Source organism: Novosphingobium oxfordense (assembly GCF_044029435.1).
Taxonomy (GTDB): domain Bacteria; phylum Pseudomonadota; class Alphaproteobacteria; order Sphingomonadales; family Sphingomonadaceae; genus Novosphingobium.
Genome location: NZ_CP147008.1, coordinates 617696 through 643238, shown reverse-complemented (window position 1 = coordinate 643238; position 25543 = coordinate 617696). Strand labels below are relative to the sequence as shown.

At 64.0% G+C, this 25543-nt stretch carries 18 protein-coding genes; 10 read left to right on the top strand and 8 right to left on the bottom strand.

Going from position 1 to position 25543, the window contains the following annotated elements:
• Window positions 1–23: 23 nt before the first annotated feature.
• Window positions 24–1214, top strand: coding sequence for a CaiB/BaiF CoA transferase family protein (locus WBP07_RS25755; RefSeq protein WP_395397924.1), 1191 nt, complete (start codon window positions 24–26; stop codon window positions 1212–1214).
• Window positions 1215–1365: 151 nt separating this feature from the next.
• Here the strand turns inward: WBP07_RS25755 and WBP07_RS25750 are convergent, their stop codons facing one another.
• Window positions 1366–2505 carry an acyl-CoA dehydrogenase family protein gene (locus WBP07_RS25750; RefSeq protein ID WP_395397923.1) on the bottom strand — a complete coding sequence of 380 codons (1140 nt, stop codon included), beginning with the start codon at window positions 2503–2505 and terminating at the stop codon, window positions 1366–1368.
• A gap of 143 nt (window positions 2506–2648) precedes the next feature.
• Between WBP07_RS25750 and WBP07_RS25745 the strand changes: the two genes are divergently transcribed.
• A complete protein-coding gene (locus WBP07_RS25745; protein WP_395397922.1) occupies window positions 2649–3881 on the top strand; it encodes a LysR family transcriptional regulator in 1233 nt (410 codons plus the stop codon).
• 6 nt (window positions 3882–3887) lie between these two features.
• Here the strand turns inward: WBP07_RS25745 and WBP07_RS25740 are convergent, their stop codons facing one another.
• From WBP07_RS25740 to WBP07_RS25720, 5 genes are all read right to left on the bottom strand, one after another.
• Entirely contained in the window at window positions 3888–5366 is a 1479-nt protein-coding gene (locus WBP07_RS25740) for an aldehyde dehydrogenase family protein (protein ID WP_395398249.1), read from the bottom strand.
• A gap of 33 nt (window positions 5367–5399) precedes the next feature.
• The gene (locus WBP07_RS25735) at window positions 5400–7028 is read right to left on the bottom strand and encodes a GMC family oxidoreductase (protein WP_395397921.1); all 1629 of its coding nucleotides are present in this window, start codon (window positions 7026–7028) and stop codon (window positions 5400–5402) included.
• On the bottom strand, window positions 7025–8380 hold the full coding sequence (locus WBP07_RS25730) for an MFS transporter (RefSeq protein WP_395397920.1): 1356 nt from the start codon (window positions 8378–8380) through the stop codon (window positions 7025–7027). Before WBP07_RS25730 ends, WBP07_RS25735 begins: the two co-directional genes overlap by 4 nt.
• A gap of 94 nt (window positions 8381–8474) precedes the next feature.
• Window positions 8475–9407 (bottom strand): PDR/VanB family oxidoreductase, encoded by a 933-nt coding sequence (locus WBP07_RS25725; protein WP_395397919.1) that lies wholly within the window; start codon window positions 9405–9407, stop codon window positions 8475–8477.
• A 149-nt stretch (window positions 9408–9556) separates the two neighbouring features.
• Window positions 9557–10870: a Rieske 2Fe-2S domain-containing protein gene (locus WBP07_RS25720; protein WP_395397918.1), complete on the bottom strand. Its 1314-nt coding sequence runs from the start codon at window positions 10868–10870 to the stop codon at window positions 9557–9559.
• A gap of 249 nt (window positions 10871–11119) precedes the next feature.
• Between WBP07_RS25720 and WBP07_RS25715 the strand changes: the two genes are divergently transcribed.
• The 5 genes from WBP07_RS25715 to WBP07_RS25695 all read left to right on the top strand — a co-directional run bounded on the left by WBP07_RS25715 (window position 11120) and on the right by WBP07_RS25695 (window position 17396).
• Window positions 11120–13435, top strand: a complete 2316-nt coding sequence (locus WBP07_RS25715; RefSeq protein WP_395397917.1) for a TonB-dependent receptor — start codon at window positions 11120–11122, stop codon at window positions 13433–13435.
• 70 nt (window positions 13436–13505) lie between these two features.
• Window positions 13506–14285: an SDR family NAD(P)-dependent oxidoreductase gene (locus WBP07_RS25710; protein ID WP_395397916.1), complete on the top strand. Its 780-nt coding sequence runs from the start codon at window positions 13506–13508 to the stop codon at window positions 14283–14285.
• Between the two features lie 138 nt (window positions 14286–14423).
• The gene (locus WBP07_RS25705; RefSeq protein ID WP_395397915.1) at window positions 14424–15470 is read left to right on the top strand and encodes a Rieske 2Fe-2S domain-containing protein; all 1047 of its coding nucleotides are present in this window, start codon (window positions 14424–14426) and stop codon (window positions 15468–15470) included.
• A complete protein-coding gene (locus WBP07_RS25700; protein WP_395397914.1) occupies window positions 15470–16708 on the top strand; it encodes a Bcr/CflA family efflux MFS transporter in 1239 nt (412 codons plus the stop codon). The genes WBP07_RS25705 and WBP07_RS25700 overlap by 1 nt, the downstream gene beginning before the upstream one ends.
• A complete protein-coding gene (locus WBP07_RS25695; protein ID WP_395397913.1) occupies window positions 16695–17396 on the top strand; it encodes a MerR family transcriptional regulator in 702 nt (233 codons plus the stop codon). The genes WBP07_RS25700 and WBP07_RS25695 overlap by 14 nt, the downstream gene beginning before the upstream one ends.
• 35 nt (window positions 17397–17431) lie before the next feature.
• Here WBP07_RS25695 and WBP07_RS25690 read toward each other — a convergent pair whose 3' ends face one another.
• Window positions 17432–18532: an NAD(P)-dependent alcohol dehydrogenase gene (locus WBP07_RS25690; RefSeq protein ID WP_395397912.1), complete on the bottom strand. Its 1101-nt coding sequence runs from the start codon at window positions 18530–18532 to the stop codon at window positions 17432–17434.
• A 216-nt stretch (window positions 18533–18748) separates the two neighbouring features.
• On the opposite strand from WBP07_RS25690, the gene WBP07_RS25685 reads away from it, so the two are divergent.
• The 3 genes from WBP07_RS25685 (at window position 18749) to WBP07_RS25675 (ending at window position 24068) form a co-directional block, all read left to right on the top strand.
• Window positions 18749–20050, top strand: coding sequence for a cytochrome P450 (locus tag WBP07_RS25685; RefSeq protein WP_395397911.1), 1302 nt, complete (start codon window positions 18749–18751; stop codon window positions 20048–20050).
• Window positions 20051–20133: 83 nt separating this feature from the next.
• A complete protein-coding gene (locus WBP07_RS25680) occupies window positions 20134–22482 on the top strand; it encodes a TonB-dependent receptor (protein ID WP_395397910.1) in 2349 nt (782 codons plus the stop codon).
• A 152-nt stretch (window positions 22483–22634) separates the two neighbouring features.
• Window positions 22635–24068, top strand: a complete 1434-nt coding sequence (locus WBP07_RS25675; RefSeq protein WP_395398248.1) for an aldehyde dehydrogenase family protein — start codon at window positions 22635–22637, stop codon at window positions 24066–24068.
• Between the two features lie 119 nt (window positions 24069–24187).
• On the opposite strand, the gene WBP07_RS25670 is transcribed toward WBP07_RS25675, so the two are convergent.
• Window positions 24188–25525, bottom strand: coding sequence for an MFS transporter (locus WBP07_RS25670; protein ID WP_395397909.1), 1338 nt, complete (start codon window positions 25523–25525; stop codon window positions 24188–24190).
• Between the last annotated feature and the right edge of the window lie 18 nt (window positions 25526–25543).

The following is a 25543-nucleotide window of genomic DNA, read 5'->3' as shown; positions in this document are numbered from 1 at the left end:
TTGATCCTATCGGAGAGGCGAGGATGGACGAGAACCCGAACCAGAGGGACGGCGATGCGCTTGCGGGCGTGCGGGTGCTGGATTTCACATCGGTGATGGCGGGGCCGTTCGCCACGCGGATGCTGGCCGATCTGGGGGCGGAGGTGCTCAAGATCGAGTCGCTGGAAGGGGATCAGGTCCGCGCCCGCCCACCGCTGCGCGACGGTCGCTCCGCCTATTTCGGGCACCTCAATGCCGGCAAGCGCAGTCTGGCGTGCAATCTGAAATCGCCGGAAATCCGCGATCTTATCCACCGATTGGCGGCAAGCTACGACGTGGTGGTCGAGAATTTTCGTCCCGGCGTGATGAAGCGGTTCGGGCTCGATTACGAGACGCTTGCGCAGATCAATCCGCGCCTGATCTATTGCTCGATCTCCGGGTATGGTCAGCAGGGCCCCAAGGCGCACTTTCCCGCCTATGCGCCGGTGATCCATGCCGCCAGCGGCTTCGACATGGTCAATCTGCACTATCAGGACGACGCCAACCGGCCCGCAACATCGGGCATTTTCGTGGCCGACGTCTTGGGGGGAACACATGCGTTCGGCGCGATCCAGACCGCGCTCTACCAGCGCGAACGGACGGGAGCGGGCCAGTACATCGACCTCTCCATGCTGGAGGCGATGGTGGGCATGCTCGTGTTCGAGACGCAGGAAGCGCAGTTTCCGGGTGGCCCCCGACGGCCGCTCTACACGCCGCTCAGAACGCAAGACGGCTTCGTCATGGTGGCGCCGACCAGCCCCAAGAACTTCGAGCAACTGACCGAGGCGGTGGGCCATCCGGAATGGCGCGACGATCCGCGCTTCCGGACCAATGCCGATCGCAATGCGAACTGGGCGACTATGCTTTCGCTCGTGGAAGAATGGACCATCGGGCGCTCGTCGGCAGAGGCGGAGGAAGTTCTTTCGCGCCACGGGGTGCCTTGCGGGCGATATCGCGAGATGGACGAAGTTCTTGCCGATCCTCAACTCGCTGCGCGCGGCGCCATGTCACGCGTTGAAGATGCGGCCGGAAGCTATCTCGTTCCCAATCCGCCCTTTACCATGAGCGCAAGCCGGGCGCAGGCGCGCTCGCTGGTATCCGAACTGGGGGAGCACGGCGAAGCGGTGCTGAGTGGGGAATTGGGGCTGGACGCGGATGCGATCGCGGCTCTGCGCGCCAAGGGCCAGATCATCTAGAGCGTTTTCTAATCAGGTGGGATCACCTGATGACTCGGAAAACGCGACAAACCAAAATCTTAGAGCAGTTGATCCGATGCAATCGGATCGGAAACTGCTCTAGAGCGAAATGGAGAAAAGGGCAGGGAGCGGTTCCCTGCCCTTTGACTTGTCAGCGAAGCAGTTCCTTCGCGATCGTGTTGCGCTGAATTTCCGAGGATCCTTCGTAGATCCGGGTGATGCGAATGTCGCGGTAGAGGCGCTCCACCGCGAAGCCGCGGCAGTAGCCGGTGCCGCCGAAGATCTGGACGGCCGTATCGACCGTGCGGCTGCCCGCCTCGGTCGCGAACAGCTTGGCCATCGAGGCGAGTTCACGGCGCTTGTCGCCCTGGTCGTAGCGCCACGCTGCATCGAGCAGGATCAGCCGCGCGGCGCGCATGTCGGTCGCCATGGTCGCGATGTAGTGGCGGATCGCCTGAAAGTCCGAGATCACGCCGCCGAAGGCAGGGCGCTGCTTCGATTCCTCGATGGCGAGTTGGAGCGCGAATTCGCCCATGCCCACCGCCGTCGCGCCGACGTTCATGCGGCCTTCGTTGAGACCTTCCAGCGCATAGCGGAAGCCCTGGCCTTCTTCGCCGAGCAAGGCATCGGCGGGGACCTGGCAATTGTCGAAGCTCAGTTCGAACACACCGGGCGTGGCCGTGCCCATCAGTTCGATCGTGCCGGTTACCGAGAAGCCCGGGGTATCGGCGGGCATGAGGAAGGCCGAGATACCGCCGCGCGATCCTGCCGACTTATCGGTATAGGCATAGACGATGACGTACTTGGCCTTCTTTCCGTTCGAGATGAAAGTCTTGCTGCCGTTGATCACCCAACCGTCGGCATTGCGGACGGCGGTCGTGCGCATGGAGCCCGGGTCGGAGCCGGAGTTCGGCTCGGTCAGCGCAAAGGCGATGCCGATTTCGCCGGTGGCCATGCCGGGCAGGAGGTGTTCGCGCTGGGCTTCACTGGCGTGATAGATGATGTTCTTGGCGCCCGGGCCCATCAGCGGGCGCAGTTCGGTCCAGAACTGGGGAGGCAGGTGCGCCAACTCGATCTGCACTGCCGCCTGCGCCAGAGCGCCAAGGCCGAGACCGCCGTATTCTTCCGGCAGGGCCATGCCGAAGTAGCCGTTATCGACCAGCGTCTGGCGCACGATCGGCGGAACTTCGCCGGTCTCCATGAACTGCTGTTCCAGCGGCAACAGGTCGCGAACGATGTCGCGGGTAACGTCACAGATGTTCCGGACGTCTTCGGGAAGTTCGAAATCCACGGAAAGCCTCTCCTCTTGGCATGAACGGGCAATACCCGTCACGAGTCATTGACCTAATGGTCGTACCATTCAATATATAGGCCGTCCATGCGATTTTTCCGGGCTTGGTGCGCAAGCCCCCATGGCGTAGAGCAAGGAAGTCCATGACGACCGATCCGTTCGACCTGAACCTGCGGCATCTGCGAGCCCTTCTCGCGATCCGCGAACACGGCAGCATCACCGCTGCGGCCGATGTCGTCAGCCTTTCGCAACCGGCGTTGACTCAGGGCCTTGCCAAGTTGGAGCAGCAGTTCGGGTACACGCTGTTCGAGCGCCGCTCGGGTGGCATGGTCGTCACGCCGATGGGCGAGATCGTTATCGAGCGTGCTACTTTGGCGCTCGATCACCTTTCTACGGCGGCCAAGGGGCTTTCTGCGGTTTTCGCGCATCCCGAACGGCTGATGACGATGACGCAGTTGCGCGCTTTCATGGCCCTTGCCGAAGCGGGGAGTTTTTCCGCGGCCGCACAGACCACCGGCCTGTCGCAGACGGCCGTGCATCGCGCGGTCGGCGATCTGGAACATATGATCGGCGGCAAGCTGCTTGAACGCAGGGGGCGGGTGGTCTGGCTCAATCCGGCGGGAAAGAAGCTGGCGCGGGGAGCCCGTCTTGCCAGTGCCGAAATCGCCGCCGCCATTGCCGACCTGGGGCTGGACAGCCGCAGTGGCAGCGAATTGATCGCATTCGGCGCGCTGCCGCTGGCGCGGCCTTATCTCGCCCCGGCCGCCATGGCCGGGCTCGCCCGCGAAGAGCCGCGTGCGGCGTTCAAGGTGCTGGAAGGCAGTTGGCGCGAACTGGTGGAGCCGCTGCGCGACGGTGTGATCGACATGGTCGTGGGGGCGCTGCGGCCTTACGAGATTGCTGACCTTTACCAGATGCCGCTGGTGGAAGATCGCCTGGTGATTGCGGCCGGAAGCCAACACCCGCTCGCGGGCGTGGAGCGACCGACGATGGAGCAGCTTTCGGCGTTTCCGTGGATCGTGGCACCGGCCAATTCTCCGCTGCGTGAGCAGTGGCAGGAACTGTTCGAGGGAAGGGCGCTGCCGCCCACTCCCATCGAATGCGGTTCGGTGATGATCATCGGCCGCCTGCTGACCGATGGCGATTTCCTGACGCTGCTCTCTCCGGATCAGGTTGCGCTGCAGATCCGTAGCGGGCTTCTGACGCAGATCGGCGCACCGCTCGAACACAGTCGCCGCGTTGTCGGCATTACCACCCGGCGCAGTTGGCGGCCCACCGCGATCCAGCGGCGTTTCCTGGAATTGCTCAAGGAAAGCGCCGCACAGATCCGATCCGACTTTACCCAGCCCGACTTGCGCGCATCGGGCTGGGTCTGACCGGGATCAGTCGAGGTTGATCCACACCGCCTTGGTTTCGAGATATTCCTCGATGTGATGCGGGCCGGACTCGCGGCCAAAGCCGCTGACGCCGAAGCCGCCGAAGGGCACGCCCGGATCGAGCATCTGATAACAGTTCACCCATACCGAACCGGCGCGGATGCCGCGAGCCATACGGTGCGCCGTCGAAAGATCACGCGTCCAGACGCCGCTGCCGAGGCCGAAGGGCGTGGCGTTGGCACGTTCCAGCACTTCGTCGACCGTGTCGAAGCTGAAGGCGGATAGCACCGGGCCAAAGATCTCCTCCTGCGCGATGGTCATGCTGTCCTGAACGTCGGTGAAGATGGTGGGCGCGATGAAGTAGCCATCGTCATATCCGGGGCCGGCGAGGCGCGCACCACCGACCAGCGCTTGCGCGCCCTCGCTGCGTGCTCCGTCGATGTAGCCGAGGATCTTGTCCATCTGCGGCGCCGAGACGACCGGGCCGATCTGCGTCTGCGGATCGAGGGGATCGCCGACCCGGATCGTGCGGGTGAAGGCGGCAAGGCGCTCCATGAATTCCTCGCGGATCGAGGACTGGACGAAAAGGCGCGTACCGGCGCTGCAGATCTGGCCGGAATTTGCAAAGACGGCCATGGCGGCGGCCGGTACCGCCTTGTCGAGATCGGCATCGGCGAAGACGATGTTGGGCGACTTGCCGCCGAGTTCGACCGTCACGCGCTTCATCGTTGGCGCGGCGGCCTTGATGATCTTCTCGCCCACGCCGGTCGATCCGGTGAAGGCGATCTTGTCGACGCCGGGATGGGCCGAGAGCGCCGCGCCTGTATCCCCGAGGCCGGTGACGACATTGATGACGCCTTCCGGTACGCCCGCTTCCAGGCAGAGTTCGGCAAAGCGCAGCGCCGAAAGCGGGGTCTGCTCGGCGGGCTTCATCACCAAGGTGCAGCCGCTCGCCAGCACCGGGCCGGTCTTCCACACGGCCATGCCGACCGGGCCGTTCCACGGATTGATCGCGGCGACAACGCCGACCGGCTCCTTCAGGGTGTGCGACAGCACGTCGCCGGGCGCGGAATTGTTCAGCGTGTCGCCTGCGATCAGCGTCGCCTGCCCGGCATAGTAGCGCAGCAGCGCGGCGGCTCGCGTCTTGCCGAGCACGGTACGGGACAGCGGCGCGCCGAGGTCGAGCGTGTCGAGCATCGCCAGTTCGTCGTAATGCGCCTCGACGAGATCGGCGAGGCGCAGCATGATCCGCTGGCGCTCGGCAGGCTTCATGCGGCGCCATGGCCCCTCCAGCGCCGCGCGCGCGGCTTTGACCGCGCGGTCGACATCCTCGGCATCGCCCTGCGCGACCATCGCGAGCAGTTTGCCGGTCGCCGGGTTGCGGGTCTCGAACCGCTTGCCCGAGGCGGCGGCCACGCGGCGGCCGCCGATCAGCATGTCCTGCTCCATCGTTTCGAGCAGGGCAGGGCGGGCGATAGAGGTCAGTTCCATGTCGGTTTCCTTGGAATGGAGCGCCGGTCAGGCGGCGATGTTGGAGCGGGCGGCGTCTTCGAGAATGAAGCGCGCGGCGCGTTCGGCGATCATCATGGTGGGCGCGCTGGTGTTGCCGCTGATGATCTCGGGCATGACCGAGGCATCGACCACACGCAGGCCCGAGACGCCGCGCACCCGCAGGCGGCCGTCGACTACGGCCATCGGATCGGAATCCGGTCCCATCTTGCAGGTGCCGGTGGGATGGTAGGCGGTGTTGACGATCCTGCGGAGCGCGGCATCGATCTCGGCGTCGCTCTGGAGATGCGCGCCGGGCTCTATCTCCGCGCCGGTGAGGGGCGCGAGTGCGGGTTGGGCAAAGATGCGCCGCGCTTCGCGGAAGCCGGCGATCAGCGTCTTCATGTCGTAGGGATCGGCGAAGAAGTTGGGATCGATCACCGGCTTGTCCTCGGGCCGGTTGCTGGCAAGGCGCACCGATCCCGCGCTGCGCGGGCGCAGCAACTGGACCAGCCCCATGTAGCCGTGACGGCGCGGAATGGCGCGCGCGTCCAGCTTCAGGCCGACGAGGAAGGTGATCTGGATATCCGGCCTTCCGCTGCCGTCGGTGCAGAGGAAGCCCCCGCATTCCGCGACGTTCGAGGCGAGCATGCCGGTGCGGTTCACAAGGTATTGCAGCGGGCTGGCGAGAATGCGCGGCAGCGACTTGGCCGAGACGGCGTAGGATTCCCCGCTCGGGTTTTCCATCGCGACATGGACGGTGGGGTGGTCCTGGAGATGCGCACCGACGCCGGGAAGATCATGGAGCGTCTCGATGCCCACGTCCCGAAGATGGTCTGCCGGGCCGATGCCGGAAAGCATCAGCAATTGCGGGGAGTTGGTTGCGCCCGCGCAAAGCACGATTTCACGCCGGGCTCCCACTATGCTGCGTGCGCCTTGACGCTCGATCTCGATCCCGATCGCGCGGCCACGATCGAACACGATCTTGCGCACCAGAGTCTCGTCGAGCACGGTCAGGTTGGGGCGCTTCAGCACAGGATGCAGGAACGCGCGGGCGCTCGACAGGCGGGTGCCCTTGCGCTGGTTGAGGTCGTAGCGGCCGAAGCCGTCCTTGCGCTCTCCGGCGAAATCGTCGTTGCGATAGTGCCCGGCCTGTTCGGCGGCATCGAGAATGGCGCCCGTCACCGGGTTGAAGGAGCGTGGCTTCTGCACATCGAGTTCACCGCCCTTGCCGTGCCACGGCTTGTCCGGGCCGGCATAGTTTTCGACCGCCTTGAATGCCGGAAGGACGTCATCGTAGGACCAGCCTGCGTTGCCGGCGGCTTCCCAGGCCTCGTAGTCCTCCTTCTGGCCACGAATGTAGACGCCGCCGTTGATCGCGCTGCATCCGCCCAGCAGCTTGCCACGCGGGAAGTTGATCGTACGGTTGCCGACCGCGGCGTTGCCTTTCAGCGCCTGCTTCCAGTTAGTTTGGTCGCTCGGGAGCAGGAAGATGTTGCCCACCGGCATGACGGTCTTGAGATTTACCGGCCACTTCCGGTCGGACGGTCCCGCTTCGATCAGCGCAACGCGGTTGGCGGGATCTGCGGAGAGGCGGTTGGCCATCAGGCTGCCCGCCGAACCGGAGCCGATCACGATATAGTCGAAGCTGTCGTTCACGCGGTCATTTCCTTGCGAGCGAATGAGGAGCGGCCGAGCGGCGGTACATGCCCGCGCACGGCGATGAAACCCAGGGCATTGACGAGCATGAGCACGGCCAGGACCCCGAAGAACAGGAAATTGCCGCCGCCGATAAGGCCTGCGCCCGCCACCGAGCTGACGATGGCCCCGGCGCGTCCGGCGGCACCCATCAGGCCCAGACCGCGTGCGCGCACCGCTGTCGGGAACGCATGGGCGCCCACGGCGAACATCGCCGACTGGGCGGCGCTGGCGAAGAGACCCAGCGCGCCCAGGCCTGCCAGCACGGCCATCTCGTTGCTGCCTCCGCCCGTCTTCAGGAAGGCGAGGAACAGGCATGCCGCAGCGCCGACCAGCGCCATCAGGATAAGCGTCGGGCGCGAGCCGAAGCGCATGATCGACAGCGAAGCGCCGATGGCGCCCAGCGTGCCGCCGATGTTGAAGCTGGTAAGCCCGAGGCTCGCCGAGGCGAGGCTGAAGCCGGAGGAGAACAGCAGCGTCGGCGACCAGTTGAACATGAGGTAGATCATGAACATGCCGGAGAACATCGCCAGCGAAAGCGCGAGGCTGTCCCGCAGCAGCTTTCCTTGCAGCAGCGCGCCGAACCCCGCGGCTTCGCCCGCTTCCGCGGTGCCGGGGCCGCTGCGCGGCGGTGCATGGCCGATCCGGCGCATCAGCCGTTCGTACTGCGCGCGGCGCTCGGGACGGCTTTCGAGGAAGCGCGGGGATTCCGGCAGTATGAAGTGGAGCAGCACGGTGAAGGCGATAGTCGCGGCGCCCGCCAGATAGAACAGCCAGCGCCAGCCGAGTACCGGCAGCACCGCCGCTGCCGCGATCCCGCCGAGTATGCCGCCGATCGAGACGCAGACGACCCCGAACGTCACCGCCACGCTGCGCCAGCGGGTCGGCGTGAATTCCGCGATCATGGCGCTGGCCGTTCCCGGCACGCCGCCGAGGCCGACCCCGGCCAGGGTCTTGAGCGCGGCAATGTGCCAGAGGCTGGTGCTCGCGCCGGTCAGCAGTGTCGCCAGCCCGAACAGGGCAACCCCTGCCAGCAGTGCGCCGCGCCGTCCGAAATGGTCGCCGATATAGCCCGCTGCCAGCGTTCCTATCGCCATGCCCACGAAGCCCAGCGCAAAGACGCCGCCGAGCGCCTCGCGCCCGATCGCCCACTCTTTCAGCAGCGACGGCGCGGCGAGGCCCAGCATCTGGTTGTCGAGACCGTCAAGGACGACGGTCGCCGCTATCATCAGAACCGTCCATACCTGGAAGGACGACATCGGTGCGTCGTCCAGCAAGCCCTTCGCGTCCCGGTCTGTCGCGATGATCGCCACAGCTTCTCCTCTTCATGGGGTCTCTGCCCCTTTTTGTTATCGCCGGGATGGCCAATCCCGCTGTTGGTGGCCGATCTATCAGATGTCGAGCATGTCAGATGTCGAGTACGAGGCTGGCTGTCTTCGCGCCCGAACAGCAGACCATGATGGAGCGATTGGCCGCCTTTTCGTCTTCGCTCAGAAAGTGGTCGCGGTGGTCGGGAATGCCGCCCAGAACCTTGACCTCGCAAGTGCCGCAGACGCCCTCGGAGCAGGCGAAGCCAACATCGACCCCGGCGCCGAGCAGGGCGTCCAGCATCGTCTCGCCCTCGCTGACCGTCAGCGTCTTGCCGCTGCGCGCGAGTTCGAGGGTATAGCCGCCCTCGGTCGCCAGTTCGGTCTCGGCCGAGAAGTATTCGATATGGGCATGGCCCTTGGGCCGCGCGGCATTGGTGGCGACAAAAGCGTCGAGCATGCCGTTCGGGCCGCAGCAGTAGAGATGCGCATCGGCGGGGGCAGCGGCACAGATCGCGGCAAGGTCGAGCCGCTTCGCGCCGGGCAGTCCGTCATAGACGACGTTGACGCGGTCATGGTCCTCGATCCGGTCGACATAGGCAGCGCGTTCGGGCGTGGCGGCGACGTAGTGCAGTTCCCAGGTCCGGCCCAGCTTTTCGAGGCGGGCGATCATCGGCAGCATCGGAGTGATGCCGATGCCTCCGGCGATCAGCACGGTATGCGATGCATCCTCGACCATCGGGAAATTGTTCTTTGGTTCCGAGATCTCCACGCGGTCGCCCACGCGCCATTCCTGGTGGATGTGCTTCGAGCCGCCGCGGCTGTCGATCGCGTGATGGACGGCGATCTCGTAATAGCCGCGGATGGCGGGATCGTTGACCAACGAGTAGCTGCGGGCAAGGCCCGGCTTCAGCTGAACGTCGATATGCGCGCCCGGCTCGAAAGCGGGCAGCAGGCCGCCGCCGACGGGTTCAAGCACGTAGGAATTGATGCCTTCCGCTTCCCAGCGAATGGTCCGAATGAATGCCTGCATCACACTCTCCTTGAGGCACGATGCGTCCGGTGGTCGCCCCGGTGCGCGATGGATCGGCGCCCGTGGGAGACCCTCATGCGTCTCGTCACCCTCTGTCCTTTTCTTTCTGGCGGGACGGTGCATGGATCGCACTATCCCGCCGGTTTCCATTACTCTGCCGCTTCAACGGTTTCGGGCCAGCGGACGGCCCTTGCAAGCGCGGACTCATACGCGTTCTGCAGGCTGTCCTGCGGATCGTGCAGGAACGATCCGGCGCGGGCGCGATAGAAGACCGAAGGATCTTCGACACCCGGCGGCACCACGCCCTTGTTGGCAAAGGCGCGCGCGGCGATCAGGGCGCGCCGGCGGACGCGGGCGATCATCTGGTCGGTCGGGGCCAGGTTCTCGAAGCTGTGATCGGTGATCGGGCCCATGCTCTCGGTCACGGCTTGGTCCTGCATCGTGATATTGGCGATGCCGGTGAACTGGGTGCCGTTGCGTTGGGATTCGCGGTCGATCGCCCAGTCGTTGGCCTCGCTGTCGGGCGAGCGCCAGCGGCCGAACCAGTCGGTGGTCTGGGGGGCATATTCCAGCGGGCCGAACAGCGGGGTGCCGTCCTTGAGCGTGGAGGTATAGGCTGGGTTGCCGGCGTCGACGCCGCAGGTGATGTCGAACAGCATCGAATGCTCATCGTCCATCGGCACCCAGGCGCGGGCGATGGCGCGCGTGGTGAAGCGGTTATTGGGCGTCTGCGTCCAGAACGGGAACATGTAGTGCGCCACGCGCCATGACATCTGGCCATCGTCGTTGGGGCGATAGCCGCCGTACATGACGCCCCAGTCCGACTGGAGCACTTCGTACTCCGGCGCACGGTTCAGCACGGTCGGGCGCATTGGGTGATCTTCGTCTAGGTCGTCCGCCTCGATCGAGCCGACGTGGAGGAATCCGACGTGGCTGGTGTCGATGTCGCCTTCCAGCGCCTGAAGCCAGTTGCAGTCGCGCTGGAGGCACCAGATTTCCGCATCGGGGTGCATGGTCGCCTCGATCTCGGGAAGCGGCGGCGGGCTGGCCTGGTTCTCACCCATGTAGACCCAGATCAGGCCATTGGCCTCGTGGGTCTTGTAGGCCTTGGCGTGGACCTTTTCCTTGAAGTCCATGCGGGCGGGCACCGAGGGCATGTCCACGCACTTGCCGTCCACGTCGAACTTCCAGCCATGATAGACGCAGCGGATGCCGTTCTGCTCGTTGCGGCCCACGAACAGCGAGGCGCAGCGGTGTGGGCAGCGGTGGTCCATGATGCCGACGCGGCCGGAGCTGTCGCGGAAGGCGATCAGCTTTTCGCACAGGATCATCAGGCGCACCGGATCGCCATCTGCCTTCACTTCGGAGGAGAGGCAGGCAGGCATCCAGTACTGGCGCATGAACGATCCCATGACCGTTCCGGGGCCAACGCGGGTGAGGTCGGTGCTGTCTTGTAGCTGCATGGTTCAGGCTCTTCCTTGGTCGTCTTCGATCGCCTCGACCCTCCTCTTGAAGCCTGTCCTTCAGCTGCGGGGGTGGCGGTTCTCGTTTGCCCATTCGAGCTACCCGCAGATTTCCGCCAACCCCAATCGGAATATGGTCTTACCATTCGAAAACCGGGATGAAACTATTGCCAGCGATATCGTTTGCGGCTTCTCCCTCGTCTCAAGGTGGCAGCTAAGCCGCGACAAAACCCTTGGGGAGAGCCTTCCATGACATTCAAGTATATGACTTCCGCTGCCGCCTGCGCGCTTTCCGTCGTGGCCTTTATGCCCGCGCATGCGCAGACTTCCGCGGCTGCGGCCCCCTCCGGAACGGCCGGGCAGGATGCCGCCGGGGTAGCCGAGGCTTCAGCGCCTACCGATTCTCCGTCGGAAGCGCGCTCGGGCGGCGCGAGCGGCGTGCAGGACATCATCGTTACCGCCCAGCGCCGCGCTTCCACCGTGCGCGAGGTGCCTTTCTCGATTGCGGCCTTCGGCGGCGAAGCACTGCGCACGGAGCAGGTCTTCAGCCCCACGGCCCTGACGCAGCAGATGCCGGGCATCACGATCAACACGGCGGACAAGTCCCTGTCGATCGTGGCGATTCGCGGCAACGTTTCCACGTTCCGCACGGCAACGCTGGATACGCCGGTCGCCTATTTCATGGATGACATCTACTACGTCTTCAACAACGACCTGAACGCGAACTTCTACGATATCGACCGTGTGGAAGTGCTGCGCGGCCCGCAGGGCACGCTGTTCGGCCGCAACGTGGTGGGCGGCGCCATCGCCGTCATCAGCAAGAACCCCGAATTCAAGGACGACTACTTCTTCCAGGCGACCGGCGGCAACGCCGGCTACTTCCGCAGCGAGGGCATGCTGAACACCTCGCTGGTGGAGGACAAGATTGCCGCGCGCTTCTCTTTCAGCACCGAAACGTCGGACGGCCAGATCGATACGCCCAACCAGTCGGGCAGCTACGGCAAGACCGATGGTTACGCCGCACGCGGCAAGCTGCTGTTCCAGCCTACCGACACGCTGAAGATCGTGCTTTCGGGCGACTACAGCTACACCAAGGGCAATGGCGGCGCGATCGGCCTTGGGATCGGCGGCAATCAGGTAGTGCCGGACACGTTCGGAGACTTCACCAACGGCAAATGGGTGAACAACGACTTTGCCGCATCGCCCTATCGTCAGCGTCTGCGTGGTGGCTATCTGCGCGGTGACCTGGATCTCCTTGGCGGCACGCTTACCGCGATCACCGGCTATCGCATGAACGACAGCCGCGCGACCAATGACGACGTGCCGGTGGGAACCGAGGTTCCTGTGTTCGACCGCCGCCAGGTGGTGCGCAATCGCAGCTTTACGCAGGAAGTGCGCTTCGCCTCGGCACCGGGCGTATTTTCCTACGTCGTCGGCGCCTATTACCTCTCGGCCGACGTTTCGACGGAGAACATCTTCAATTACAGCCCGCTGCCGGGCTCTGCCGTTCCCGCGAGCATCCGCCGCAACCCGGATATCACCAATATTACGCGCGTTCAGGACGGCAACGTTCGCAGCATCGCGGTATTCGGGGAAGCGACGTTGAAACTGACCGATCAGCTGTCGGTCGTGGCCGGTGGTCGCTATACCTCTGATCGCAAGACGATCGATTACCACGCCTATTCGACCACCGATGCCGGCGCGATCCCGGGCTTCGGGTTCCCCGGCGAAGTGATCGCGTCGGGCGGCAAGACCTGGGGCGCCTTCACGCCGCGTTTCACGCTGAAGTACCAGCCCACCGACAAGATCAACCTCTATGCGACATACGCCAAGGGCTTCAAATCGGGCGGCTTCGTAGACAACGCCTACCGCGATCCCACCATCCCGCTGGCGCCGGAACATGCCGAAAACTACGAAGTCGGCGCAAAGACGCGGTTGTTCGACAACATGCTCGATTTCAACGTCGCCCTGTTCCACCAGAAGACCAAGGATCTCCAGAACTTCTCGGGCGCGGGCGGCATTGCCCACACCTACAACGGCACGCTGAAGATGAAGGGCTGGGAAATCGAATCCGTCCTGCGTCCGATGGACGGCCTGCGCCTGACGGGCAACTATACGCACCTGATCGGCAAGTACACGTCGCTGGAAGATCCGCTGGTCGGCCTCGACTACTCGGGCAATCCCGCCAAGTTCGCGCCGCGCGATGCCTTTACCATTGGCGCCAGCTATGATGCGCAGTTGGGTAACGGTGCGACGCTGACGCCGCAGATGGACTTCAGCTATTCGTCCCGCATCTCGACCGACGACGCCAATACGCTGCGGCTTTACGAGAACCTCTACAACGACACGCGCGGCCGCACGCTGAACGCACGCCTGAACTACGAATCCTCGGACGGCCGCTGGACGGTCGGCATCTGGGGCAAGAACCTCACCAACAACTATCAGATCGTCAATGCCGACGACATCACCGCGTTCCTTGCGGTGCCCGGCAATGGCACCACCTATTGGAAGATCTTCACCAACACGCCGCGCACTTATGGCGTGACGATCTCCCTGCGCCGCTGACGGCCTGGCGGGGATCGGACGTGCCGTTCCCCGCCTTTTTGACGGAAATTCAGGAACCAAGGAACTCGCGATGACCACGCCTACCCAGCTTCCCCAGAACGGCAGCTTTTCCTTCGCGGGGCGCACGGCCCTCGTTACCGGCGGTGGACGCGGGGTGGGTGAGGCCGTCGCGCGGGAGATTCACGCGGGCGGGGGCAAAGTAGCCGTCAGCGATCTGGATCTCACCGCCGCCGAAGCGGTGGCGCGCTCGCTCGACCCGTCGGGCACGACTGCCATGGCCATCGCCCTCGACGTTCGCAGCAAGGACGATTTCCTTGCCGCGCGCGACCGGATCGCCGGCGAATGGGGGCGGGTGGATATCGTGGTCAACAACGCGGGCCTGGCGCGGCGGACGCCGACCCAGGATATCAGCCCCGATGAATTCGACGAGATCGTCGCCATCAACATGCGCAGCGTATTCCTGAGCTGCCAGATATTCTCCGAGCATATGAAGGCGCACGGTTATGGCCGCATCGTCAACGTCACCTCGCTGGCGGGTCAGAACGGCGGCACGGTCGCTTCGCCGCACTATGCGGCGTCGAAAGCGGGGGCGATCATGCTTTCCAAGTATTTCGCGCGCTATCTGGCTGGAACCGGTGTGACGGTGAATGCCATCGCACCCGGCCCGATCGACACCGCCAAGGGCCGCCTGTCGGAAGAGCAGATCGCGCGCGTGGAGGCGGAAGTGCCGGTCGGCCGGTTCATGGAAGTGGGTGAGATCGCCGCCGCCGTTGCGCTCGTCGCGTCGGATAGAGGCGGGTTCTTCGTGGGCGCCACGCTTGATATGAACGGCGGGCTCTACTTGCGCTGACACGCGCGGCTCGGCGGTCATCCCGCTTTTCCAATGGCTATATTCAAATGCGATTGGAGGCGGGATTTCCGCGCGGATAGCGTATTCCCACAAAGCATTCTGACCGGCGACAAGACCGGAATGGACAAGGAGAGTTGCATGTTCGTCCACAACACCTGGTATGTCGCGGCCTTCGCTGCCGAGGTCGAGTCCGGCAAGACGCTGGCCCGGCGGTTTCTGAATGAGGCGGTTGTGTTGTTCCGCACCGCAGACGGCCAGATCGCCGCGCTGGAGGATCGCTGCAGCCACCGCGCCATGCCGCTCAGCGCGGGCCATGTCGAAGGCGACATCATCCGCTGCTGCTATCACGGCGTGGAGTTCAACCGGCTGGGCGCCTGCACGCGCATTCCCAACCAGACCCGCATCCCACCGTCGGCAAATGTGCGCCACTACCCGGTGGTCGAGAAGGATCACCTGATCTGGATCTGGATGGGCGATGCGGCGCTGGCCGATCCGTCGACCGTGATCGACAGCCCCGAGCATAACGATCCTGCCTGGACCTGGCGCCCGTACAACTTCCATGTGAAGGCCGACTGGCAGCTGATCATCGACAACATCATGGACCTGACGCACGTACCGTACATCCATGCGCGCACGATCGGCGGCAATCCGGAACAGCACTATGGCGCCGACACCAAGGTGGAGTTCGACGGGAACAAGGTCACCCTGCTGCGCAAGATGCCCAACTCGGTTCCGCCGCGCTCCTACGTCGATGCAGGTGGCTTCAAGGGCCGGGTCGATCGCTGGCAGGAGGTGCGTTTCGAACCGCGCCTCGGCATGACCTGCCGCGTGAACGCCGGCGGCTGCGATGCCGGAACCGGCGCTTACGAAGGCAAGCGAGACAACGGTTTCATGCTGGCCAACAACCACTTCATCACGCCGGAAACCGACAAGACCAGCCACTACCTCTGGACGATCTGCACCACCGCTTCGAAGGAAAGCGGCGTGCCGGACGTGCTGTTCGACCAGTTCTTCGACACCATCACCGAGGACGAGGAAACGCTGCAAGCCCAGCAGCTTCGCATCGATGACAATCCCGGCCGTCCCTTCGTGGGCATTGCCAGCGATGGCGCGGTCAACCAGGCGCGGCGCGTCCTCAGCAATATGTTCGAGGCGGAGCAGGGCGAGCTCGTCGCCGCCGAGTAATGTCGGCCAGCGTTGGCGAGGCACGGATCGGCACCCGCGCAAGGGTGCCGGTCTGGCTTCTCGGATCGATGACGCTGAGCGGGACGCTCGGCATTCACATTTTCGCGCCCGCGCTGGTCGTTGCGGCGCACGCCTTCGGTGCCGGCACAGCCGAACTGCAAATCGGGATCAGCCTCTACATATGGGGTCTTGCCTTCGGGCAACTGGTGCATGGACCGTTGGCGGACCGCTTCGGGCGGCGTCCGGTCTTGATCGGCGGCAGTGCCGTCTTCACGCTGGCGAGTCTTGTCGCGGCGACGGCCTTTTCGGCGAGCTTCTTCAACGTGTGCCGTTTCGCCCAGGCACTGGGCGGCAGCGCGGGCATGGTGATCGCCCGGACCATCGTGCGCGACGTGACCACGGAGGAAGGATCGACCGGCAGCCTGGCCAGGCTCAACCTGATGATCCTGGTCGGGCCCGGACTGGGACCGATGATCGGCGGCTTCCTCGTGGCTCATGCCGGTTGGCAGGCTATCCTGATCCTGCTCGGGCTGATGGGGGCGCTCAACACTTTCGCGATTGTCTCGTACCTGCCGGAAACCGGCACCCCGCGCGCCTCCACGACGCGCGGGGTGCTGGGCAATTATGCACGGCTGGTCACATCAGGGCACTTCGCGGCCTATGCGATCGGCGGTGGCTGCGTTACCACGGGTTGGTATGCCTTTCTCAGCGCCGCTCCGCTCATCTATCAGCAGCGCTTCGGGCTGCCCCCTGACGCCAGCGGCGTGCATCTGGGCGTGGTGGTGGCAGGAGCGTGGGTCGGCAGCTTCACCGCCTCGCAGCGAAGCCACCGCTGGGCAGCGCCTCGGATGTTGGCGTTGGGATGCCGGTTGTCGCTGGGCGCGGCCTTCGGACTGCTGGCAGCATTCCTTTCGGGCCTCGCCAGTCCGGTTCTGGTGACGGGCCTGATGTTCCTTTTTACATGCGGCGTGGGCCTTGCGGGACCGGCAGCACTGGCGCTGGCGACTTCCGTCGATCCCGCAGCGTTCGGGTCGGCTTCGGGGCTCTATGGGGCGATCCAGATGGCCGTCGGCGCGCTGGCGGCGGCAGGCGCCAGCTTCGGACGCGACGGAGCGATGACGGCCATCGCGATCCTGATCGGCTGCCAGATCTCCGCGCTGTGCCTGTTCGGAAGCCGGGCGCGCCGGATTGCGAAGGGGCCCGTCTCATGCTCTAGACGTCTCGATGAAGATGCGTGAGCTTGAACAGCGCACCGGGGTGCACCGGGAGGTTATCCGCCTCTATCTGCGCAGCGGCGTCATTCCGGAGCCAGATCGGCCCAAGCGAACGGTTGCGATCTACCGTGAGGATCACGTTCAGGCGATCGCCACGGTTCGCAAGCTCCAGCACGAAAGCCGCCTGACCCTGCCGCAGATCAAGGCGTTGATGGAGGGCGGCGGGGCGCAGCCACGCGTCGATACCAGCGCCCTGGATCAGCTTGAGCAATTGGTGGCGCACCGGTCCGGACAGGATCAGGGGCCGGTCACGATCGCCTCGCTGCTCAAAACCTATCCCTCCGCCGCAGAGGACGCGCGGATCCTGGCCGGGATAGGCGTTCTCACGGTTATCGAGACGCCGGACGGCGATGCGCTGTCCATTTCGGACGCGCAGATGGTCCGCATCTGGGGGGATATGCGCAAGGCCGGTTTCGACGCGCATCTGGACTATACGCCCGAAGTGCTGGGCTTCTACGTCGAGGCGGCGGACTTCGTTGGCAAATGGGAAGCGACGACTTTCCTCGAACGCGTGACCGGGCGTGTGGAAGTGGGCGAGGCGGCCGATCTCGTCGAGCAAGCCTTGCCGCTTATGCTCGATTTCTTCGGCGTCCTGCGTCAGCGTGCATTCTTTCGCCACTTCGACGCGATCAGGGGCCGATCCGAGGGGTGAGGCCGGACAGTCGTTAGGCTGCCCGGCCAGAATTGTTACATCGTCAGCACGGCCTTGACGCAGCGGCCCGCGTGCTGGTCCGCGACCGCTGCGTTGATCTGGTCGAGCGGGTACGTGCGGATCATCCGGTCGAACGGGAAGCGCCCTGCGGCATGCAGTCCGATCAGCCTGGGCAGGAATTCCTGCGGGTCCGCATTGCCTTCGGTCACCCCGCAGACCTTCAGGCCGAGCGAGAGCATGTGCAGCAGGTTGAGCGAGATCGCCGCATCGGCGCTGCGCGGCACGCCGACCATGGCGAGGCGCCCGAGCACGGCCATGGCCCCCAATCCATCCTCGATCACCGCCGGTACGCCCGATGTATCGAGCATGGCATTGGCCCCGCCCGGAACGATCGCACGCACTTGTTCGGCCAGTGGGCCATGGGCGGGATCGAGAGCATGGGTCGCGCCGAGGTCGAGCGCCATGTCACGGCGGGAGGCGAGCGGGTCGGAGACGATGATCACGCGCGCCCCGGCAGAGGCGGCGGCCATCACTCCGCTGAGGCCCACCGGCCCCGCGCCCGTTACCAGCAGGCTTTCCCCGGCCTTGACCTCCAGCGCGTTGAGCACGGCACCGGCGCCGGTCATGATCCCGCAGCCAAGCGGGCCGAGTAGGGCGAGCGGCGCTTCCTTCGGCACCTTCACCAGATTGCGCGCGGCGGTAATCGCATGCGTTGCGAAGGACGATTGCCCGAAGAAGTGGCTGCTGACGTCGTGTTCGCCGTCATGCAGGCAAGTGCTGCCGTCCATCCGATGGCCGCCGAAGTTCAGCGCGGCGAAGTCACGGCAATAGGCGGGTTCGCCGGCGTGGCACTGCGGACATTCCCGGCAGGCCGCGAAGCCAAGGATGACGCTGTCTCCCACTTGCAGCGTCGTCACTTCCGGGCCGACAGCTTCCACGATACCCGCTCCCTCATGACCCAGAACGGCCGGCAGCGGCACGGGCAGGATCTGGTCGCGGACCACGAGATCGGTGTGGCAAAGTCCGGTGGCGACGATCTTAACCAGCACTTCGTCAGGCCGCAGGTCCGAAAGCGTCAGTGTCTCGACACTGAATTCCTCGCCCGGCTGGCGAACCACTGCTGCACGAATTTCCATGGCGCATCTCTCTCCTATTCGATCTTCGCCTCGCCATTCGAATTGCGGGACGGTGCGGTGGCCGATCAGGCTCTTTAGAGCCGGAAAACAGCCATTTCTTCAATCCATATACCCGAATGGTCAGACCTATATCTACGATTGACCTCACGGGCTGTCCATAGTTACGTGTTTGTAACACGCAATTTGCGGCGGAACCAACCGCCCGAGGGAGAGCCCATGACCGTTTCGCTCGATACCGAGAGCTGCCCCGTCATTCCGGATGACATCGCGCGCATCGTGATTTCGCCGAAATCCTATACCGACGATGAGCTGATCTACGGCACCTTCCGCTGGCTGCGCGAGAACATGCCGCTGGCCAAGGCCCACGTGCCGGGCTTCGATCCGATTTGGATCGTCACCAAGCATGCCGACATCCGCGAGGCGGAGCGCAATTCGAAGCTGTTCCGCAACGCCGATTTCAACCCGGTGCTGAACGACCAGGCTTCGGACGAGTTCACCCGCTCGATCAACGGCGGATCGACCAAGATCATCTCGTCGCTGACCTACATGGACGGGAAGGAGCACGCGTCCTACCGCAACCTCACCTCGAACTGGTTTCTCCCGGGCCGGGTCAGCGAGTTGGAAGAACAGGTGCGCCGCCTCGCGCGGCAGTCGGTCGAGAACCTGCTCAGTTTCGACGGCGAATGCGATTTCGTGCGCGACTTCGCGCTGCACTATCCGCTGCGGGTCATCATGACGCTGTTCGGCGTTCCGGCCGAGGACGAGCCGCGCATGCTCAAGCTGACGCAGGAGTTCTTCGGCGTCCATGATCCGGAGGAGCAGCGTCCGGAAATGGTCGCCGATCCCGTGGCGGGGGCGAAAATGTGGGCGGCCGCGCTGGAGGATTTCTACGAATACTTCGACGATCTCAGTGCCAAGCGCCGCGCCGAGCCGACCGACGATCTGCTCTCGCTGATCGCCAATTCCCGCATCAATGGTCTGCCGATCCCGCGAGCGGAGGCCAATGGATACTACGTCGCCATCGCGACCGCCGGTCATGACACCACCTCGTCCTCGACGGCGGGAGGGCTGCACGGCATGATCGTGAACCCGGAGAACTTCGCCAAGGTGAAGGAAGATCCCGGTCTGATCCCCGGACTGGTGGACGAGGCGATCCGCTGGACCAGCCCGGTCAAGCACTTCATGCGCAATGCGGCGGAAGATACCGTGCTGCGCGGGCAGTCGATCAAGGCGATGGATCGCCTGATGATGTGCTACCCCTCGGGCAATCGCGATACCGATGTCTTCGTCGATCCCGACCGGTTCGACATTACTCGCTCGCCGAACCAGCACGTCGCCTTTGGGTTCGGACCGCACATGTGCCTCGGCCAGCATCTCGCCAAGCTGGAGATGCGTGTGCTGTTCCAGGAGCTGCTGCCGCATCTGAAATCGATCGAACTCGCGGGCGAGCCGCGCATGGTCGAGACCAATTTCGTCGGCGGCTACAAGTCGCTGCCGATCCGCTTCACCAAGAATTGAGGAGTAGCGGCCCGGCATGGGACCGGGCCGAGCCAAGAACAGTCCGACGCAAAAGCGCGGGCGTTAAGGGAGAGGAAAATACCATGAATCGCAACGTCTTGCTGATGGCAGGCGCGTCTTCGCTCGCCATCTCGGCTCAAGCGCAAGCGCAGGAGTCGGCGCCCACCGGGGGCATTCAGGAGATCGTCGTCACCGCGCAGAAGCGTTCGGAGGCGATCAACGACGTGCCGCTGTCGATCACTGCCGCCTCCGGAGACAAGCTGCGCGATCAGGGGATTACCGATGTCGGCGATCTGGTGAAGATCGTGCCGGGCTTCAACTATACCGAAAGCGCTTACGCCACACCCGTCTATACGCTGCGTGGGGTAGGGTTCTACGACACCAGCCTTGCCGCGAAGCCGACGGTCAGCGTCTATCAGGACCAGGTGCCGCTGCCATTCTCGATCATGACGCGCGGCGCGACATTGGACCTCGAACGCGTGGAGGTGCTGAAAGGCCCGCAGGGCACGCTGTTCGGATCGAACGCGACGGGCGGCGCCATCAACTACATCGCCGCCAAGCCGACTTCCAGCTTTCAGGCGGGTCTTGACGCGGGGATCCAGAATTTCGGTGAAATCTCGGCCGGCGGATATGTCAGCGGCCCGATTACGGATACGCTGAAGGCGCGTGTTGCGGTGCGGACCGAGCAGGGCGGCGCATGGCAGCGCAGCTATACGCGCGACGACGAACTGGGCGATCGCAATTTCACGACGGGTCGCCTGCTGGTCGACTTTCGGCCTGCTGACACCATCCGTTTGGAGCTCAATCTCAATGGTTTCATCGATAAAAGCGATGGACAGGCCGCGCAGCTGATCGGCGTTGTGCCACTCGGCAATCCAGCGCGTTTGGGCGATCTGGCCAATTATCCGGTGGCGCCCGCCAACAATCGCGCTGCCGACTGGACACCGGAGCAGGCCCCCAAGCGCGACGACTGGTTCTATCAGGCTTCGCTGCGCGGCGATGTGGATCTTACCGACGATATCACGCTGACCTCGATCACGGCTTGGTCCAAGTACCACAATGATGCCGATATCGATCCGGATGGTGTCGCGCTGAGGGATTATTTCTATAACACCACGGGCAAGATCACGGCGCTGTCCGAGGAACTGCGCCTTCAGGGCAAGTCCGGCGGCCTGACCTGGATCGTCGGCGCCAATTATGCGCGGGAGAAGACCTACCAGCAGGATGATGCGGGACCCTACGACCAGTCGACTTCGGCCTACAACTTCGTTGATACCGGATTAGGTGTCCCATTTTACGTATATAGCCAATATGCCCGGCAGAAGTTCGTCAACAAGGCGGTGTTCGCCAATCTCGATTACGACATCGGCGATAAGATCACGCTGCACGGCGGCATTCGCTATACCGATACCAAGATCGACTTTGCCGGTTGCACAGCCGATCGCGGTTTTGCGCTGGGGCAGGGCATCCAGAACCTGCTCAACGTGATCCGCAGCGGCGCAGGGCTCGATCCGATTTCCATCGCGCCCGATGCTTGCGTGACGATCGACGCTTCGACCCTGACGGCGGTCGAAGTGCAGGATAATCTGGATGAGGACAACGTCTCCTGGCGTGCGGGCGTGGACTACAAGCCATCGAAGGACGCGCTGATCTATGCGTCGGTCAGCAAGGGCTACAAATCGGGCAGTTTTCCGCTGCTTTCGGCCAGCGACGCCAACCAGTTCGCCCCGGTCAAGCAGGAGTCCGTCACCGCTTACGAGATCGGCGCCAAGCTGACGCTGCTGGACAGAACCGCGCAGGTCAACGCTGCGGTGTTCTACTACGATTACAGCAACAAGCAGTTCAAGGGGCGGGTCGTCGCCGATCCCGATATCTTCGGGCCGCTGGAGGCTTTGGTGAACGTGCCCAAGTCCCGCGTACAGGGGGCGGAAATCCAGCTCGACCTCGCGCCCACCGATGGCCTGCGCATCTCGATCGGGGCGACTTACCTCGATACGAAGATCAAGGGCAGCTTCGTCAATTATGATTCCTACGGCAATCAGGTCGATTTCGGCGGATCGTCATTCCCCTATACTCCGAAGTATCAGATCGTGATGGACGGGCAGTATGACTGGTCGCTCAGTGAGGCGATCGGCGCCTTCGTCGGCGGCAATCTCAGCTTCCAGAGCGATACCAAGGCAGTGCTGGGCGATGCACGCGATACGCCTTCGGAAGAGCTGACCCGGATGGGAGGCCTGACGATCGCCGATTACACGCTGATCGATTTGCGCGCGGGACTCAGTTTTGACGACAAGCGCTACAAGTTGACGGCGTTCGTCCGTAACCTGACCAACAAGTATTACTGGTCAAATGCCACCCGCATTACCGACACGACCGTGCGGTTTGCCGGACGACCTCGCACCTACGGCCTGACTGTGTCTGCCAGTTTCTGAAGCTCCTCCCCATGGGCCGCACTGGGACATCGAACCCGGTGCGGCTCCTTTTTCCCGTTTTCACTGGAGAAATTGAGATGAATGCACCCTCGACCTTCGCTTCGACCCGCCATGGCGAGCCCGGTCATGAGGTTGACCTGCCGAATACGCGGATGCTTGTCGGTGGCGAGCGCTATGAAGCGGAAAGCGGCGCCCGGATCGATGTGGAAGACCCTGCCACCGGCAAAGTCTTCGCCAGCGTGCCTGCCGGCAGCGCGGCGGATATCGACCGCGCGGTCACGCGGGCGCGCAAGGCGTTCGAGAGTGCGGAATGGTCCCGCATGCGCCCACTCGACCGGGGCCGCATCATCGAGGCGATCGCGCGCAAGATCGAGGAAAACGCCCGCGAGCTGGCGCTTTTGGAGAGTTACGACAACGGCAAGACTTACCACCATGCGCTGGCGGTGGACGTGCCTTCGGCTGTTGACATCTTCCGGTACATGGCCGGCTGGGCCTCGAAGATTGGTGGCCAGGTCAATCCGTTCTCGGGCGACGGACGGCAGTACCATTCCTATACCGTGCGTGAGCCGATTGGCGTCGTCGGGCAGATCGTGCCGTGGAACTACCCGCTGGCGATGGCTGCCTGGAAGATCGCACCGGCCTTGGCGGCAGGCTGCACCATCGTCCTGAAGCCGTCCGAAGTGACGCCGCTCACTGCGCTGCGGCTTGCAGAACTGGCATTGGAAGCTGGCCTGCCGGAAGGCGTGCTCAATGTCGTCACCGGCTATGGTCACGAAGCGGGGCAGGCCTTGGTCGAGCATCCCGGTATCGACAAGATCGCCTTCACCGGATCGACGCGGGTTGGCAAGCAGATCGTCCAGACCGCCGCGCAGGACCTGAAGCGCGTCACCCTCGAACTGGGCGGGAAGTCACCGTCGCTGGTCTTTGCCGATGCAGACCTCGACGCGGCAGCAATGGGCGCTGCACTGGCGATCTTCTTCAATTCCGGGCAGGTCTGCCTTGCCGCCTCGCGTCTCTATGTCGAACGGTCGGTGTTTGACCGGGTGGTGGAAGGCGTGGCGAAGGCGGCTGCAGGCTTCAAGCTCGGCCACGGCCGTGATCCGGATGCCATGCTCGGGCCACTCGTGTCTCGCGCCCAGCAGGGCCGCGTGCTGGACTACATCGAGCAGGGCAAGCGGGCCGGCGCGGAATTGGTCTGTGGCGGCGGTACTGGCGATCGCGACGGCTACTTTGTCGAGCCGACGATCTTTGCCAACCCTGACCCGGACGCCAGCATCGTGCGCGAGGAAATCTTCGGACCTGTGCTTGTCGCAACCCCCTTCGACGATGTGGACGAGGTTGTGCGTGCCGCGAACGACACGCGCTACGGCCTTGCCGCCAATATCTGGACGCGGGATATCTCCCGGGCCCACCTGACGGCGCGCCGCCTTCAGGCAGGCGTCGTCTGGGTCAACACGCATGGCATGAACGATCCATCGGCGCCGTTCGGCGGTGTGAAGGAATCAGGGTGGGGCCGTGAGGTGGGCGAAGAGGGCGTGCTTCACTACACGGAGAGCAAGACGGTGACCGTCCTGCTGGAATCCTGACGGCTTCGTGCTGGAAATGCCGGTACGAAGTTGAGAGGAGGACGTAGGCGCGCTGCATCTGGCGATGCGGCGAGCGGTAAGGAGGCGGTGCCGGCGATTTGACGCCGGCACTCTTGGCATCAGCGGACCAGCGATGCAGCCTCCTCCAGAGTGAGCGATGCCGTTTCGGGCGCCAGCAGCAGCGAGACTACCAGTCCCAGGAAGGTAATCCCGGCGGCAACCAGCATCGTGTTGCCGATGCCGATCAGTTCCAGGGAAACCGGCACCAGCCACGTTCCGGCCGATGAACTGAGCGCTGCAAGCGACGCGCCTACGCCCACCGCAATTGAGCGGATTTCGGTTGGGAACAGTTCGTTGGGGTAGACGATTTCCAGCACCTGGGCGCCGCCGATGAATAGGGCGTAGATACCGAACAGCATCAGCACGATCCATCCCGGCGCATTCGGGAACAGGCCAAGACCCAGCAGTCCAAGACCGGCCCACAGGAAGCTGTTGATGATGAGTGTGCGGCGGCCGATGAAATTGATCAGCCAGGTCGCGATCAGGCAGCCCAGTGCGAGTAACAGGGTGATCGCCATGGAGCCGTAGGACGCCATCGCGCCTGTCAGGTGCAGCGCGGAAAACAGCCGGGGCACGAATGCGTATAGCGCGAACATCGGCACGACTGCGCAGGCCCAGAATACGATCACGAAGAAGATGCGTTTGCCGTATCCGGCGCGGATTGCGGCGCCAAAGGTCATCTTGGTTGTGGTTGGGACCTCTCCGATATTGCGCAACGAGAAGGACGGGCCATAGACTTTCTTGATGACACGCTCAGCTTCCGGGCGGCGGCCCTTGCTGAGCAGCCAACGCGGGGATTCAGGAGCACCGATACGCAGGAGCAGCAGGCTGGTCGCAATGATTGCGGGGCTCGCCATGATATGGCGCCATGCACCTGGTCCCCACAGTTCGAGCACGGTATTGCCGGCGATGTAGGCAAGCGCAGCGCCGGCGAACCACAGCACCGTCAGCAGCGACAGGCGGGAGCCGCGGCTCCTCTGGGGAAGGAATTCGGTGAGCAGCGAGCCGGCCGAGGTGTATTCGATGCCCACAGCCAGCCCGGACATCACGCGCAGGATCGCCATGGCGTGGCTGTTTTCGACCCAGTACATCGAGAGCGAGACCAGCAGGATGATCGCGGGGCCTATGAAGTAGGGCTTGCGGCGTCCGAAGCGGCCCGTCAGCCATCCGCCGACGAAGCCTCCGAAGAACACGCCCAGCAGTTCCATGGCCGCAATCATACCCTGCTGATTTCCGCTAAGGTTCAGTGCGTTGGCGATGGGGATCGTCGCGACGCCAATGACGCTGACGATGTAGCCAACCATGGTCCATCCGATGCACGCGCTGAGGGTGAGCTTCTGGTGGAAACCATTGATCGCAACATCGTCGATCAGGATCGGAGTTTGGGGGGCATGCATGGAAGCTCCTCGGCCAGG